Genomic DNA, 15,309 nt, shown 5'->3' on the forward strand with positions numbered 1-15,309 from the left:
CGGATGTGAGCCAGGTCCTCGATCCACCGTCCCCGACAGCGGCCGGGGCCGCCCCGGCCGCCGCCGGCCAAGACCTCGCGGCCCTCGCCGCCCGCCACGGTCTGACGGTCAGCGGCGCCCGCCCCTCCCTGCCCCAGTACGTCCGTCAGCTGTGGGCACGCCGGCACTTCATCGGCGCCTTCTCCACCGCCAAGCTCACCGCCCAGTACAGCCAGGCGAAGCTGGGCCAGGTCTGGCAGGTGATGACGCCCCTGCTCAACGCGGCGGTGTACTACTTCATCTTCGGCCTGCTGATGGACACCAAGCGCGGCGTCGAGGACTTCGTCCCGTTCCTGGTCACCGGCGTGTTCGTGTGGACGTTCACGCAGAGTTCGATCATGGCGGGCACCCGGGCCATCTCGGGCAACCTGGGCCTCGTCCGCGCCCTGCACTTCCCGCGGGCGGCGCTGCCGGTCTCGTTCTGCCTCCAGCAGCTCCAGCAGCTGCTGTTCTCGATGGCCGCCCTCGTCGTCATCCTGCTCGCCTTCGGCGTGCCGCCCTCCCCGTCCTGGATGCTGGCGGTCCCGGCGCTGGTGCTGCAGTTCCTGTTCAACGCGGGCGTGGCGATGGTCATGGCCCGGGTGGGTTCCAAGATCCCCGACATGGCCCAGCTGATGCCGTTCCTGCTGCGCACCTGGATGTACGCCTCGGGCGTCATGTTCAGCATCGACAGCATGACCGGCCCGGACAGCGGCCTGCCGTCCTGGGTCGGCACCGTCCTGCAGCTCAACCCCGCCGTCGTCTACATCGACCTGATGCGCTTCGCGCTGATCGACTCCTTCGGGGGCGGCCAGCTGCCGCCCCACGTGTGGGCGCTCGCGCTGGGCTGGGCGCTGGTCGCCGGGATCGGCGGCTTCATCTACTTCTGGAAGGCCGAGGAGACGTACGGTCGTGGCTGACAACACTCCCGCCGAGCGCGTGCCCACCGTCGTCGCCGACGGCGTCGACATCGTCTACCGGGTCAACGGCACGGGCGCCGGCCGCGGCTCCGCGACCGCGGCCCTCAACCGCATCCTGCGCCGTGAGAAGAGCGAGCGGGCGGCGGGCGTACGCCGGGTGCACGCCGTGAAGAACGTGTCCTTCGTGGCGTACCGGGGCGAGGCCATCGGCCTGATCGGCACCAACGGTTCGGGCAAGTCGACGCTGCTCAAGGCGGTCGCCGGTCTGCTCCCGGTGGAGAACGGCCGCATCTACACCGACGGCCAGCCCTCCCTGCTCGGCGTCAACGCGGCCCTGATGAACGACCTCACCGGCGAGCGCAACGTGCACCTGGGCGGTCTGGCGATGGGCATGTCCCGCGCGCAGATCAAGGAGCGGTACCAGGAGATCGTCGACTTCTCGGGGATCAACGACAAGGGCGACTTCATCACCCTGCCGATGCGCACGTACTCCTCGGGCATGTCGGCCCGCCTGCGCTTCTCCATCGCCGCCGCCAAGGACCACGACGTCCTCCTGGTCGACGAGGCCCTGGCGACCGGCGACCGCTCCTTCCAGCGGCGCTCCGAGGAGCGCATCCGGGAGCTGCGCAAGCACGCCGGGACGGTGTTCCTGGTCAGCCACAGCAACAAGTCCATCCGCGACACCTGCGACCGGGTGCTGTGGCTGGAGCGCGGCGAGCTGCGGATGGACGGGCCGACGGAGACCGTCCTGAAGGAGTACGAGAAGTTCACCGGCGGCCCGGACAAGGCGGCGAAGCCCGGCCCGCAGACCAAGGGCGCACCCGCCCCGAAGGCGCCCGCGGCCGCGTGAGCGTGCCCGCGCCGTCCCCCGGGAGGCGGAGCCACGGCGCCCACGATTAAGCCTTTTGCCTGATTGATGTCAGTATGACCGAAGAGAAGCCGACCACAGGAGTGCTCCGGGAGCGACGCAGCGAAGGCCGAGGCGAAGGAGTCCCGCGATGTCCGAGACGGTCCCCGAGACGGCCCCCGACCTCAGCGTCGTCGTCCACGGCCGCAACGCCCAGGACCACCTGCCCGCCCTCCTCGACTCCCTGGACGCCCACCCCCTGACCGGCGTCGAGGTGGTGGTCGCCGCCGTCGGGGACTGGGCGCGGGAGACGGCCGAGCGGCACACCCCCGCCTTCACCGTGCTGCCCCTCCCGGACGGGGCCGGTGACGCCGCGGCCCGTTCGGCGGGGGCGGCGCGGGCGCGGGGCCGGTGGCTTCAGTTCGTGCACGCCAAGGACGGGGTGCCCGTCGGCGCCCCGCCCGCGCTCGCCCGGCACGCCGCCGCCCTCTGCGACGCGGTGGACGTCCTGCTGTTCGACCACGTCCGCAGCTCCTGGCACGCCTCGGGCCTGCCGTCCCCCGACGGTCCCCGCCTCGCCCGCGCGGGCCGCGCCGAGGAAGGTCTCGCCCTCCACGACCGCGCGGCGCTGCTCCGCCTGACTCCGCTGCTCGGCAACCGCGCCGTGCGCGCCGCCTTCTGGCGACGGCACGAACGGCTCCTGACCACCGAGGACGAGGCGTTCGCCGCGTACGCCGCCCTGCTGCTCGCCGACCGCGTCGCCTGCGCGCCCCACCCCGCGTACGAGGACCGCCGACTGCGCCCCGAGAGCCTCCCGCCTCCCACCCCGGCGCAGCGGTACGCGCTCGTCGACCGCTACGAGACCCTGCTCGGCCTCACCGCCGACCGGCCGGCCGTCCACGGCGTCCTGTACGACCTGATGGTCCGCGACTGCCTGCGCACCTTCGCCCGCGCCGGGATGCCGGACGACGTGGCGCGCGAGTTCTTCCACCGGGCGTCCGTGACCGCCCGGCGCCACCGCCCCGAGGGCCACCGCCGCCCGGCCGGCCTCGAGGGCGTGCGCCGGTCGCTGCTCGAGGAGGACGCCTACCACCGGTACCGCGCCCTCCAGACCGCCAACCACGCCCGCCGCGGGGCGCGCTCCGCCGTGCGCACCGGCAGACACCGGGCCGGCACCCGGCTGCGCGCCCTCCGGTACCGCGGCGCCCTCTCCCGCCCCCTCGACCCGCACCTCGCGGTCTTCTCCGCCTACTGGAACCGCGGGGTGGCCTGCAATCCGGCCGCGATCGCCGCCAAGCTCGCCGAACTCGCCCCGGGCGTCCACCCGGTGTGGGTGGTCACGGCACAGGGAGCCGCCCTGCTGCCGCCCGGCACCGACCACGTCGTGCCCGGCACCCGCCGCTACTGGGAGGTGCTGGCCCGGGCCAAGTACCTCGTCAACAACGTCAACTTCCCGGACGCGGTGGTCAAACGCCCCGGCACCGTCCACCTCCAGACCCACCACGGCACCCCGCTCAAGCGCATGGGCGTCGACCAGCTGCCCTACCCCGCCGCCGCCCACGGACTGGACTTCCAGGCCCTCCTCGAGCGCGTCGACCGGTGGGACTACAGCGTCTCCTCCAACAGCCACAGCTCCCGCATGTGGCAGCGCGCCTACCCGTCCCACCACATCTGCCTCGACCACGGCTATCCGCGCAACGACGTCTACTACACCGCCGGTGCCGCCGAGGTCCGCGCGGTCCGCGAGCGCCTCGGCATCGCGCCCGGCCGCAGGGCGATCCTCTACGCGCCCACCCACCGCGACTACGAGGCGGCCTGGACCCCGCGCCTGGACCTCGCGGACCTCGCCGACCGACTCGGCGAGGAAACGGTCCTGCTGGTGCGCGCCCACTACTTCTACGACGGCGCGTCCACCCCGTACGGCACCTCCGCCCCCCTCGCGCGCCTGCGCCGCACCGGCCGCCTCGTCGACGTCTCCTCCTACGAGCCCGTCGAGGAACTCTGCCTGGCGGCCGACGCGCTGGTCACGGACTACTCGTCGATCATGTTCGACTACGCCAACCTGGACCGCCCGATCGTCGTCCACGCCGACGACTGGGACGTCTACCGGGAGACCCGCGGCGTCTACTTCGACCTGCTGGCCGAGGCGCCCGGCCCGGTCGCCCGCACCCAGGCGGAACTGACGGAGATCCTCACCACCGACGCCTGGCGCGACGCACGCGCGACGAAGGCGCGGGCCGCCTTCCGGCACCGCTTCTGCGAGTACGACGACGGCCGCGCCGCCGAACGCGTCGTACGGCGGGTCTTCCTCGGCGAGGACGAACGGACGCTGCCCCCGGTCCTGCCGGTCGAGGACCGCACCCCGGCGCCGAGCCCCGAGGAGGCCACCGCGTCATGAACACGGTCACGGACCCGTCCACGAGCCCGCCCGCGGCCACGCCCGCGCGCACCCCGGACGTCACCGTCACGGTCATCGTCTACAACGACGCCGGACGCCTCCCCCGCGCGGTCGCTTCCGTCCTGCGCCAGACCCACGCGAACATCGAGGTCGTCATCAGCGACGACCACTCCACGGACGCCACCGAGGAGGTGGCCCGCGCGCTGGCGGCCGGGGACCCCCGTGTCGTGTACCTGCGGCTGCCGGAGAACAGCGGCGGGTGCAGCGCCCCGCGCAACCGGGCCCTGGAGATCGCGCGGGCGCCGTACCTGATGTTCCTGGACAGCGACGACGAACTCCCCGCACGCGCCGTGGAGACCCTGCTCGCCGCCCACCGCGAGCGCGACCTCGACTTCGCCATGGGCGCCGTGCACCGCATCCGCGTGGACGGCGGACGCCGCACGACCTGGATGCCGCACCTGGTCGCCGAGCGCCGCACCCTCGACGGCATCGAGGCCGACCCGCGCCTGTTCTTCGAGCACCTCTCCACCAGCAAGATGTACGCCCGCTCCTTCCTCGACCGGCACGGCCTGCGCTTCCCCGAGGGCATCCACTACGAGGACCAGCTCTTCTCGGCGCAGGCCTACTGCCTGGCCAAGACGTTCACCGTCGTCCCCGAGCCGGTCTACCGCTGGTACATCGCCCCGTACGCCGCCTCCGACGCCGCCTCCATCTCCAACCAGCGGCACAAGCTCACCAACGTCCGCGACCGCGTCCACGTCCAGCGCCTCATCGACGTGTTCCTGGCCGAGAGCGGCCACGAGGCGCTGCGCGAGGACAAGGACTTCAAGTTCCTCAAGCACGACTTCCGGATGTACGCCGGTGACCTGCCCTACCGGGACGACGCGTGGCTGGCCTCCTTCGCCGACCTGGTCGTCCCGTACCTCGACACGCTCGCCGACGGCGCCTGCGCGCGGCTGCCCCGCTCCGAACGCGTCGTACTGCGGCTGCTGCGCGACCGGCGCCTGTCCGACGTACGGACGGCGGCCCGCGGCCTCGGCCACGACGTGGCGCCGCGCCGGGTGACGCCGGACGGCGGGCGGGTGTACTGGGGCGAGGGCGTCCCGGAGTCCCCCGAGGCCCGCCGCGAACTGGACCTGACGGACCTCGAACTGGACACCCGCCCGTTCTTCACCGCCCTGCTCCGGCACGAGATCACGGAGATCTCGCGGGGGCCCGGTGCCTCGATCGACCTCACCGTCCGCACCTACGACCCGGCGCTGCGCCTCCCCGTCGGCCCCCAGCGCGCCGTGCTCCACCTCTCCCCCGGCCGCCGGCGCCTCACTGCCGCCTTCCGGCTCTCCCCCGTCGGCCCCGGGCTCTTCGAGGGGCGCGTCCGCCTGGACCTGGCGGCGGCCCGTCTCCCGCTCCAGGGTTTCGAGGGGGTCCGCCACCCCGTCCTCCGCCTCCGCCACCAGGGCCGCACCCACACCGGCATCCTGCTGGCACCGCTGGAGTTCCCCCCGCTCACGGCGCGCGTCCCCTACCGCGCCGGTCTCACCCCGCACCAGGTCACGGCACGCCCGGAGGGCCACAACCCGGGGCGCCTGCAGATCACCTGGCGACCGGTGGGCGGCACGATGACCGTCCTGCGCCCGGTGGTACGCCGCCTGTCCACCCCGAGAACCCGGAGGGCGGCCCGCCTGGCGGCGAACATCTGGCACTGACCCGCACCGGACGCCCACGGGCAGCCGCCCCGGTCACGGCGACGCCATGGGCGGCACGGCGACCGACCTGCGCCCGGTGGCACGCCGCCTGTCCACCCCGAGAACCCGGAGGGCGGCCCGCCTGGCGGCGAACATCTGGCACTGACCCGCACCGGACGCCCACGGGCAGCCGCCCCGGTCGCGGCGACGCCCCGGCGTCCGTCCCACCGCGTACCGCGCCTCTCCGCCCGGCGCTCACCCCACTACCGCGTACAGCACCTCCCCGCCCGGCCCCCGCCCCGTTCTCCGCAGCCCCGGGTCCCCGCGGAGCCCGTCCCGCTCCCCCCGCCCCACCACCCAGCGCACCCCGTACTCCCGCTCGATGCCCCTGCGCGCACTCCCCACCGCCCCCGCCGAGAAGTACGCCCGGACCGCCGCCAGCCGCTCCCCCTCGTCGTCCAGGAAGAAGTCGGGATACCCGGGAGCCACGGTGTACGCCCCCCACGCCGGAATCTGCCGCGCCGGGAACTCCCGCGCCATGACCACGTCCCCGTACCCCACCCACCGCCTGATCCAGCGGTACCCCTCCCACGGCTCCCGGTACTTCTGCTCGACCGCCCCCGGCAGCAGCCCCCGCCCGGCCACGTATCCCAGCGTCCCCGCCTGCCCCCACGCCCCGACGACCAGCGCCACGCCCAGCACGCCCGCCCACGCGACCCGCACCACGCGCCGCCCCGACTCCACCGCCTGCGCCGCCTCCACCGCCACCGCGAGCTGCGCCGGGATCAGCGCCGCCGGCAGCACCCGGCTCCACGACCAGTGCCCGCTCACCCCGCCCGCCGCGAAGACCACCACTCCCAGGACGAAGAACAGCACCAGGACGTCCCGCCGGTCACGCCGCCACCGCATCACCAGCGCCGCCACCCCCACCAGCACCAGCCAGTACCGGCCGAGCAGGTCCCGGTACAGCGACCGGTGCACCGCGTCCATGCCGTCGCCGGCACCGAGCAGCGCGAAGAAGTCGTAGTACGGCCACGCCCACAGCACCAGCACCCCCAGCGCCGCCCCCGCGCCCAGCCGCCCCAGGACGCCCCGCCCGGCCCGCGCCGAGAACACCACGGCGAGCGCGCCCAACGACGCGACCACCCCCGAGTACTGGTGGACGAGCAGGACGACCGCCCACAGCACCCCGCACCCGAGCCAGACCCCCCACCCGCGCGTCGCCCCGCGCACCGCTCGCGCCAGCCACGCCCACAGGTGGAAGGCGAGACCGAGCGCGAGCACACTCGGGTACGCCACCGTCAGCGCGAGGGAGTGCAGCCCGAGGAACCCGCTCCAGCTGAACTGCGTCGTGCCCCACAGCAGCAGCAGACACAGCAGCGCCAGCGGGGGCGCCGCCGCACGCGCGCTCAGGGTGCGGACGTACCGCCACACCCCCGTGACCAGCACCGCGAGCGCCACCAGCGCCCCGATCCGCAGCACCCCGAAGGCGGACAGCCCGGTCGCCTTCGCGAGGGCGCCGAGCAGCACCGTCCAGGGCGAGTAGTAGGGGCTCGGCGTGTCCGCGTCGACCAGCGGGTTGCCGGGGTCGAGGAGGCCGTGCCGCAGCCGCTCGACGGTGGCCGCGTGGATGCCGAGGTCCCCGATCCAGGGCAGCCGGACCGTCACGAGGACCAGCAGGATCAGGACGAGGGCGGCCCCCGTCAGCGGCAGCGCGGTGCGCGTCATGGCGGAACGCCCGGTCACCCGGCCACCATAGACGAATGAAACGGCCAGACCGGCCATGAGGGACGTAAGGCCGATAAGGGTCACGTCGGATGTGAAGGCGCCCCGGGCCGATCCGGCCCGGGGCGCCTCGTACGGCCGCGCCGTTACGCGTGCGTGCGCAGCAGCGTCCGCATCGTCCGCATCGCCACCGAGAGGTTGGACAGGTCGAACTCGTCCGAGCCGCGGATCTCCTCCAGCGTCGTGCGGGCCCGCCCGAGGATCGCGGCGTTGTTCTGCTCCCACGCCTTGAACCGCTGCTCGGGGGTCGACGTGCCGTTGCCCGCCGCCAGGACGTCGGCGGTGAGCGACGCGTGCGCCGCGTACAGGTCCTCGCGGATCGCCGCGCGGGCCATGGACTGCCAGCGGTCGGTCCGGGGCAGATCACTGATCCGGTCCATCAGCTGGGTGACGCCGAGCCGGTCGGCGAGGTCGTAGTACACCTCGGCGACCTCCAGCGGCTCCTTGCCCATGCGGTCGGCCACCGACACGATGTCGAGCGTCGCGAAGGCCGAGGAGAACCCGGCCACCCGCGTGGCCGGCTCGTCGGGGACGCCGGCGGCGGTCAGCTCGTCGTAGATGTGCTGGTACCACTCGGCGTCCGCGCCGCGCAGCAGCTTCGGCAGCTGGGCCCACACCTGCTCGACGCGCTCGGCGAAGAACTCGACCGTCTCCGCCAGCTCCAGCGGCTGCGGCCGGTTGTTGAGCAGCCAGCGCGTGCCGCGCTCGACCAGGCGGCGCGAGTGCAGCCGGATCCGGGTCTGGACGGCGGCGTCGACCGTGGTGTCCAGGGCCTCCACGGCGTCCCACACCGGGGAGGACCGGAAGATCGCCCGGGCCGCGGTCTGCGCCCGCACGATCTCCTCGAGCGAAGCACCGGTCTCCTCGCGCATCCGGTGCAGATACGTCGTACCGCCCGTGTTGACCGTGTCGTTGACCAGGACGGTCGTCGTGATCTCGCGGCGCAGCGGGTGGCTGTCGACCTGCTCGGCGAACTGCTCGCGCAGCGCCGTCGGGAAGTACGCGTGCAGCAGGCCCTTGAGGTAGGGGTCGTCCGGCAGCGAGGTGTGCAGCAGCTCCTCGGCGACGGTGATCTTCGTGTAGGCCAGCAGCACGGCCGTCTCCGGGCCGGTCAGGCCCTGTCCGGTGCCGAGCCGCTCACGGATCTGGCGGTCCGTGGGCAGGAACTCCAGGGCCCGGTTGAGGTGGCCCTCCCGGACCAGGTGCCGCATGAAGCGCTGCTGGGCGTGGATCATGTCCTTGGACTGCGCGAGCGCGTTGGCGATCGCGGTGTTCTGCGCGTAGTTGTTGCGCAGGACCAGGGCGCCGACCTCGTCGGTCATCCGGGCGAGCAGCTTGTTGCGCTGCTTGACGGTCATGTCGCCGTCCTTGACGAGACCGTTGAGCAGGATCTTGATGTTCACCTCGTGGTCGGAGGTGTCCACGCCGGCGCTGTTGTCGATGGCGTCGGTGTTGATCCGGCCGCCCTGCAGTGCGAACTCGATCCGGCCCAGCTGGGTCAGGCCCAGGTTGCCGCCCTCGCCGACGACCTGGGTCCGCAGGTCCCTGCCATCGACGCGGATGGCGTCGTTGGCCTTGTCGCCGACGTCGGCGTTGGACTCGGTGGACGCCTTGACGTACGTGCCGATGCCGCCGTTCCACAGCAGGTCCACGGGGGAGCTGAGGATCGCCTTCATCAGCTCGGCCGGGGTCATCTTGGTGATGCCCGACTCGATGCCGAGGGCCTCGCGGATGTGCGCGTTGACCGGGATCGACTTGGCCGAGCGCGGGAAGACGCCGCCGCCCGCAGAGAGCAGTTCGGTGTTGTAGTCCTCCCACGACGAGCGCGGCAGCTCGAACAGCCGGCGGCGCTCGGCGTACGAGGTGGCCGCCTCCGGGTTCGGGTCGACGAAGATGTGCCGGTGGTCGAAGGCGGCGACCAGGCGGATGTGCTCGCTGAGCAGCATGCCGTTGCCGAAGACGTCACCGGACATGTCGCCGATGCCGACGACGGTGAAGTCCTGGGTCTGGGTGTCCACGCCCAGCTCCCGGAAGTGCCGCTTGACGGACTCCCAGGCGCCGCGGGCGGTGATGCCCATGCCCTTGTGGTCGTAGCCCGCGCTGCCGCCGGAGGCGAAGGCGTCGCCGAGCCAGAAGTTGTAGGACTCGGCGACCTCGTTGGCGATGTCGGAGAACTTGGCGGTGCCCTTGTCGGCGGCGACGACGAGGTAGGTGTCGTCCTCGTCGTGCCGGACGACGTCCGCGGGGTGCACGACCTCGCCGGCGACCATGTTGTCGGTGATGTCGAGCAGCGCCGAGATGAACGTCTTGTAGCTGGCGATGCCCTCCGCCATCCACGCGTCGCGGTCGACGCCCGGGTCGGGCAGCTGCTTGGCGACGAAGCCGCCCTTGGCACCGACCGGCACGATGACGGTGTTCTTCACCATCTGCGCCTTGACCAGGCCGAGGATCTCGGTGCGGAAGTCCTCCCGGCGGTCCGACCAGCGCAGACCACCGCGCGCGACCTTGCCGAAGCGCAGGTGCACGCCCTCGACGCGCGGCGAGTACACCCAGATCTCGAACGCCGGGCGCGGCGCGGGCAGGTCGGGGATGGCCCGCGGGTCGAACTTCATGGAGACGTAGTCGTGCGGCACGCCGCCGCTCGCCTCCTGGAAGAAGTTGGTCCGCAGCGTCGCCTTGATGACGGTGAGGAAGGACCGCAGGATCCGGTCCTCGTCCAGGCTCGCGACCTGGTCGAGGGCGGCGTCGACCTCTTCGAGCAGGGCGTCGACGATCTCCCGCCCGGCACGCTGCCGCTCCGGCGCCATCCGCGCCTCGAACAGGTTGATGAGCAGGCGGGTGGTGTGGACGTTGTTGCGGAGGGTGTCCTCCATGTAGTCCTGGCTGAACGTCGAACCGGCCTGCCGCAGGTACTTGGCGTACGCGCGCAGCACCATCGCCTCGCGCCAGGTCAGGCCGGCGCTGAGCACGAGGGCGTTGAAGCCGTCGTTCTCCGCCTTGCCGGTCCAGGTGGCGGCGAAGGCGTCCTGGACGCGCTCGCGGGCGTCGTCGCCGAGGTACTCGGCGCCGCCGGCCGGCGCCTTGGGCATGCGCAGACCGAAGTCGTAGATCCAGGCCGTGGTGCGGTCCGCGCAGCGCAGCTCGTAGGGCCGCTCGTCGGTGACCTCGACGCCGAGCCGGCTGAGGACCGGCAGCACGGCGGACAGGGAGACCGAGCCGCCCTTCTGGTAGATCTTGAAACGCCGTTCCTCGGGCGCGGCGCCGACCGGCTCGTACAGGCTCAGCTCGAAGGTCTTCCCCTCGTCGAGCCGCTCCAGGTGGCCGAGGTCGGCGACCGCGGAGCGCGGGCCGTGGTCGGCCTTGTAGCCCTCGGGGAACGCGGATCCGTAGTGGCGCAGCAGCTCCGCGGCGCGTTCCTCGCCGAACTCGGCGGTGAGCGCCTCGCCGAATCCGTCGGCCCAGGAGCGGGCGGCCTCGACGAGACGGGCCTCGACGCGCTCCTTGTCGGCGTCGGACAGGTGCGGCAGCTCGGTGCCCTGCGGAACGCGGACCACGAAGTGCAGCCGGGAGAGGATCGACTCGGTGTTCCAGGCGGTGAAGTCGACGCTGGTGCCGCCGAGCTCCTCCTTGAGGATGTCGATGATCCGCAGCCGGACGCCGGTGGTGTAGCGGTCGCGGGGGAGGTAGACGAGGGCCGAGTAGTAGCGGCCGTACTCGTCCTGGCGCAGGTAGAGCCGCAGGCGGCGCCGCTCCTGGAGGTAGAGCACGGAGGTGACGATCGGCTCCAGCTCCTCGACGGAGGTCTGGAACATCTCGTCGCGCGGGTACGTCTCCAGGATCTGCAGCAGGTCCCGCCCGTCGTGGCTGTTGGGCGAGAACCCGGCCCGCGCCAGCACCTCCTCCACCTTGCGCCGTACGACCGGCACCCGGCGCACGGACTCGGTGTAGGCCGCGGAGGAGAACAGGCCGAGGAAGCGGCGCTCGCCGACGACGTTGCCGTTCTCGTCGAACTTCTTGACGCCGACGTAGTCGAGGTACGACGGCCGGTGCACGGTGGCCCGGCTGTTCGCCTTGGTCAGCACCAGCAGCCGGTGCTCGCGGGCCTTGGCCCGGGCGTCGGCGGGGAGCCGCTCGAAGGAGGGGCTGACGGGGTGGCTCTCGTCGCTCTCGTGGTGCGGGTCGGAGCGCAGGACGCCGAGGCCGGTGCCGGGCACCGCGGCGAGGGAGTCGTCCTCGCGCAGCTGGTACTCGCGGTAGCCGAGGAAGGTGAAGTGGTCGTCGGCCAGCCAGCGCAGCAGCTCGCGGGCCTCCTCCAGCTCCCGCGCGGAGAGGTCCTGCGGGGTGGCCTCGGTCGGCAGCTGCTCCGCGATGCGGACGGCCGCGTCCCGCATCTTGCCCCAGTCCTCGACCGTTTCGCGGACGTCGTTCAGGACTCGCAGCAGGTCGGCGGTGATCTGCTTGAGGTCACCGCGGTCGGTCTCGCGGTCGATCTCGACGTGGATCCAGGACTCGACGTGCGCGTCGTGCGGGAGGTCGGCGGTGGGCGGGCCGGCGAGCACCTCGACGAGCTTGCCGGCGATGTCGCGCCGCACGACGATCTGCGGGTGGACGACGACGTGGATGCCGCGGCCCTGGCGGGTCAGCTCGTTGGTGACCGAGTCGACGAGGAAGGGCATGTCGTCCGTGACGACCTCGACGACGGAGTGGCTGCACGTCCAGCCGTTCTCCTCGACCGTCGGGGTGTGCACGCGGACGTTCGCCGTGCCCTGCGGGCGGTTCTCGGCCAGCCGGTAGTGCGAGACGGCGGCTCCGAAGACGTCGACCGGGTCGCGGTCGGCCAGGTCCTCCGGGGCGGTGTGCCGGTAGTAGCGCTGGAGGAACGCGAACACGGATGCGTAGTCCGGGGCGCCGTCCGGGGCCTCCGGGGTGCCCGGAGTTCCCTCGCCCGTCGTCCCGGTCGGTAGGTGCCCCCCGACCGGGCTGTTCTCAGCTACCCGCGCAGCCCTTTCGAGCAGCTCGGCCTTGGCTTCGTCCAGCTTGGTCTGCATTGTCCTCTGACTCCTGTCGCGCGCCGTTGCGTGACGTAGAAGGAAGTACGGTCTCCTGCCTTCCGGCATGACGTCGGGACCCGGGGTGTCCGGTTCCCTTCGACGCTATGCCGCAAGACGAGAGGAGCGGGGGCATATCAGCCAATGTCGCCGCCATCGCCGGGTGTGACTTCGCTCTCGCGGTCACGGTCCGGGGAGTGCGCGGCGCCGTACCGGGGGCCTCTGCTGCCCCGTCCCGCCCGCGAGGATCAGCGACCGCCGCCCGGCCACGGATGTCGTCCGTGCGTGCCGGGCGCAGGGCAGGGGCACCAGTGCCCCCGCGAACTATCGCGCTGATCACGCCACCAGGCTATCGCCCCGCCCGGGCTCCCCGTCATGAGCCGCTTGTGTACAAAACCGGACCCGCAAGTTGGACGTTCCGCACAGCCGCGGGACGCGTCGCGGAAGAGCCGCGGGACCGGCCGCGGGGCACGGCCTCGCGGCGCCGTCATGCCGCCAGCCGCTCCGCCACCACCACGGCCTCCCCCAGCGTGTCCACCACCGGCACCCCGACGCCCTCGAGACTGGCCCGGCTGTGCGATCCCCCGGTGTACAGCACCGCTGCGGCGCCCACGTGCCGCGCCGCCACCGCGTCGTCCGCGGCGTCCCCGATCACCACCGTGCGAGCGGGTTCGACGCCGGTCAGCGCCAGCTCCGCGAGGTGGCGCACCATGTGCTCGGCCTTGCTGCCGCCGGAGGGCCCGGTCCGCCCGTCGACGCGTATGAAGTGCGTCTCGATCCCCAGCCCCTTGACCAGCGGCACCAGCTCGTCATGGCCGTACATGCTGAGGATCGACTGGCTGCGCCCCGCCGACCGCCACCCGGCGAGCAGCTCCGTGGCCCCCTCGGTGAGCCGGCACCGGCCCCGGTGCGCGGTGTAGTGCCGCTGGAAGGTGGCGTCCATGACCTGCCACTCGGCGTCGGTGGGCAGCCGCCCCATCAGCCGCTCGTAGAACTTCGGCACGGGCACGCAGTACAGCGCCCGGTACTGCTCCAGCGTGATCGGCGTCAGTCCCAGCTCGGCGAAGGCCGCGTTCGTCGCGCCGATGATCGCGTCGTTGTCGTGGAACAGCGTGCCGTTCCAGTCCCACACGATGTGTGCGCCCGTGTGCATCCCCATGCCCGAAAACGTACCCGCCGCCACTGACAATCGGCGGGCCGCGGTGTGAACGGCCTGGTCACACCAGGTTCGGGAGCTCCTGCGTCGCGTACCACAGCAGTTCGTGCTCCTCCGCTCCGTCCACGACGAACAGGGCCTCGTCGTCCCCGCCGTCGGCCGCCGCGAGGGCCTCGGCCGCGGCGGTCACGTCCGCCTCCGCGTCGGCGGAGTCGACGTGCACCGAGGCCGCCTTGGCCAGCGGCAGGGGCCCGGAGAGCCGGACCTCGCCCGGCGCGGCCCGGTCGAGGTCCCGGTCGGAGCCGGAGGAGACGGCGGCGTCGGGCACGTCGGCGGCGACCACGACCCGGCGCCGCGACGCCGCCGCGTCGGCCGCCAGCAGTCGCAGCGAGGCCAGCGCGGCACGGTTCAGGGCGGCGTACTCCAGCTCCTCCGTGTCCTGCGACCGGTACCACTCGCGCAGCGCGGGCGTGACGGCGTAGGCCGCGAGCGGCCCGGTCCCCAGCTCCCCCGTCCGGTGCGCCTCCGCGAGGCCGGGCAGGGTCAGGGGGACGTAGACGCGCATGAGTCTGCCGCTTTCGTGATCGGGACGGGACGGGACGGGACGAGGACGGGCCGGAGGCCGGAAGGAGCCTTCAGGATACGTGCGGGTGTCCCCTTTCGGGTTCCCACCCTGGGCGTCCGACGCGTCCACCCCGGGCCCGGAATTCACCCGGCCCACCCGCACCGCGCCGGGCTCCACGACCACCCCGGTCACTCGGATAGGTGAACCTTCCTGCCCCCTCGACGCGGTGGCCCGCCTCCTTGCCGTGCCGCCCCTCCACCCCGTACAAGATCCCCGACGACGAAGTTACCGCCCGGTATCGCCCGGGCCGCCGAACGGGGACCCCCTTGCGCAAGGTCATGACCAGGACCCAGCTCCGCCCGAGCAACCCGCCCTTCCCCACGCCGGACGGCTCCCTCGCCCCCGCCCCGCCCCGGGGCCCCGGCCCCGGCCCGGCACTCCAGCCGCCCCGTCGCACGCCACCGACCGGTCCCACGGCCGGCCCGCCCCACGCCTCCGGCGTCGGCCCCGCGCCCCTGCCGCCCGGCCCTACACTGCCGACCGCCCCCACCTCCCGCACACCCGGCACCCCCGCCTCCCACGGCCCGGGAGAAGCGCCGGCCGACCTCGCCGAGGCCGCGCCACGCATGCCCGGCGGGCTCCCGCCCCGCAGGCCCGGCGGACGCACCACACGCGCCGCGGCCCCGGCGGACGTCCGCCGGGTTCCCCGGCCGGTCCCAGCGGTCCCGTACGCGGCCTGCGGACACCCGTCCGCCTACGCCCGGCGGCCCGGCCCGTGCCGCCAGGACGGGGCCCGCCGAGGCACCGGGCACCCCCGGCCCGCCCCCTGCGCCCCACCCCACCACGGCCTCCGGGGTGCGCCCCTCCACGCTCCCCGGCCCGGCTAC

Annotated in this window: 8 protein-coding genes; 4 read left to right on the forward strand and 4 right to left on the reverse strand. The window is 73.1% G+C overall.

Translation table 11 applies throughout. The annotated features are described in order from the left end of the window. Positions 1-5 precede the first annotated feature (5 nt). From BJ961_RS31965 to BJ961_RS31980, 4 genes are all read left to right on the forward strand, one after another. Positions 6-938 carry an ABC transporter permease gene (locus tag BJ961_RS31965; RefSeq protein ID WP_271416247.1) on the forward strand — a complete coding sequence of 311 codons (933 nt, stop codon included), beginning with the start codon at positions 6-8 and terminating at the stop codon, positions 936-938. Next, positions 931-1,788 (forward strand): ABC transporter ATP-binding protein, encoded by an 858-nt coding sequence (locus BJ961_RS31970; protein WP_271416248.1) that lies wholly within the window; start codon positions 931-933, stop codon positions 1,786-1,788. Before BJ961_RS31965 ends, BJ961_RS31970 begins: the two co-directional genes overlap by 8 nt. A 148-nt stretch (positions 1,789-1,936) precedes the next feature. Continuing rightward, a complete protein-coding gene (locus BJ961_RS31975; RefSeq protein ID WP_271416249.1) occupies positions 1,937-4,183 on the forward strand; it encodes a CDP-glycerol glycerophosphotransferase family protein in 2,247 nt (748 codons plus the stop codon). Further along, positions 4,180-5,889, forward strand: coding sequence for a glycosyltransferase family 2 protein (locus tag BJ961_RS31980; protein ID WP_271416250.1), 1,710 nt, complete (start codon positions 4,180-4,182; stop codon positions 5,887-5,889). The genes BJ961_RS31975 and BJ961_RS31980 overlap by 4 nt, the downstream gene beginning before the upstream one ends. A gap of 234 nt (positions 5,890-6,123) precedes the next feature. On the opposite strand, the gene BJ961_RS31985 is transcribed toward BJ961_RS31980, so the two are convergent. From BJ961_RS31985 to BJ961_RS32000, 4 genes are all read right to left on the reverse strand, one after another. Then, positions 6,124-7,596, reverse strand: coding sequence for a hypothetical protein (locus BJ961_RS31985; RefSeq protein WP_271417233.1), 1,473 nt, complete (start codon positions 7,594-7,596; stop codon positions 6,124-6,126). 143 nt (positions 7,597-7,739) lie between these two features. Continuing rightward, positions 7,740-12,701, reverse strand: a complete 4,962-nt coding sequence (locus tag BJ961_RS31990) for an NAD-glutamate dehydrogenase (RefSeq protein ID WP_271416251.1) — start codon at positions 12,699-12,701, stop codon at positions 7,740-7,742. A 487-nt stretch (positions 12,702-13,188) separates the two neighbouring features. After that, positions 13,189-13,860: an HAD family hydrolase gene (locus BJ961_RS31995; RefSeq protein ID WP_271416252.1), complete on the reverse strand. Its 672-nt coding sequence runs from the start codon at positions 13,858-13,860 to the stop codon at positions 13,189-13,191. Positions 13,861-13,918: 58 nt separating this feature from the next. Further along, positions 13,919-14,422 (reverse strand): DUF6912 family protein, encoded by a 504-nt coding sequence (locus BJ961_RS32000; protein ID WP_271416253.1) that lies wholly within the window; start codon positions 14,420-14,422, stop codon positions 13,919-13,921. Positions 14,423-15,309: the final 887 nt, after the last annotated feature.

It is taken from the genome of Streptomyces lienomycini, from assembly GCF_027947595.1.
Lineage (GTDB): Bacteria > Actinomycetota > Actinomycetes > Streptomycetales > Streptomycetaceae > Streptomyces > Streptomyces lienomycini.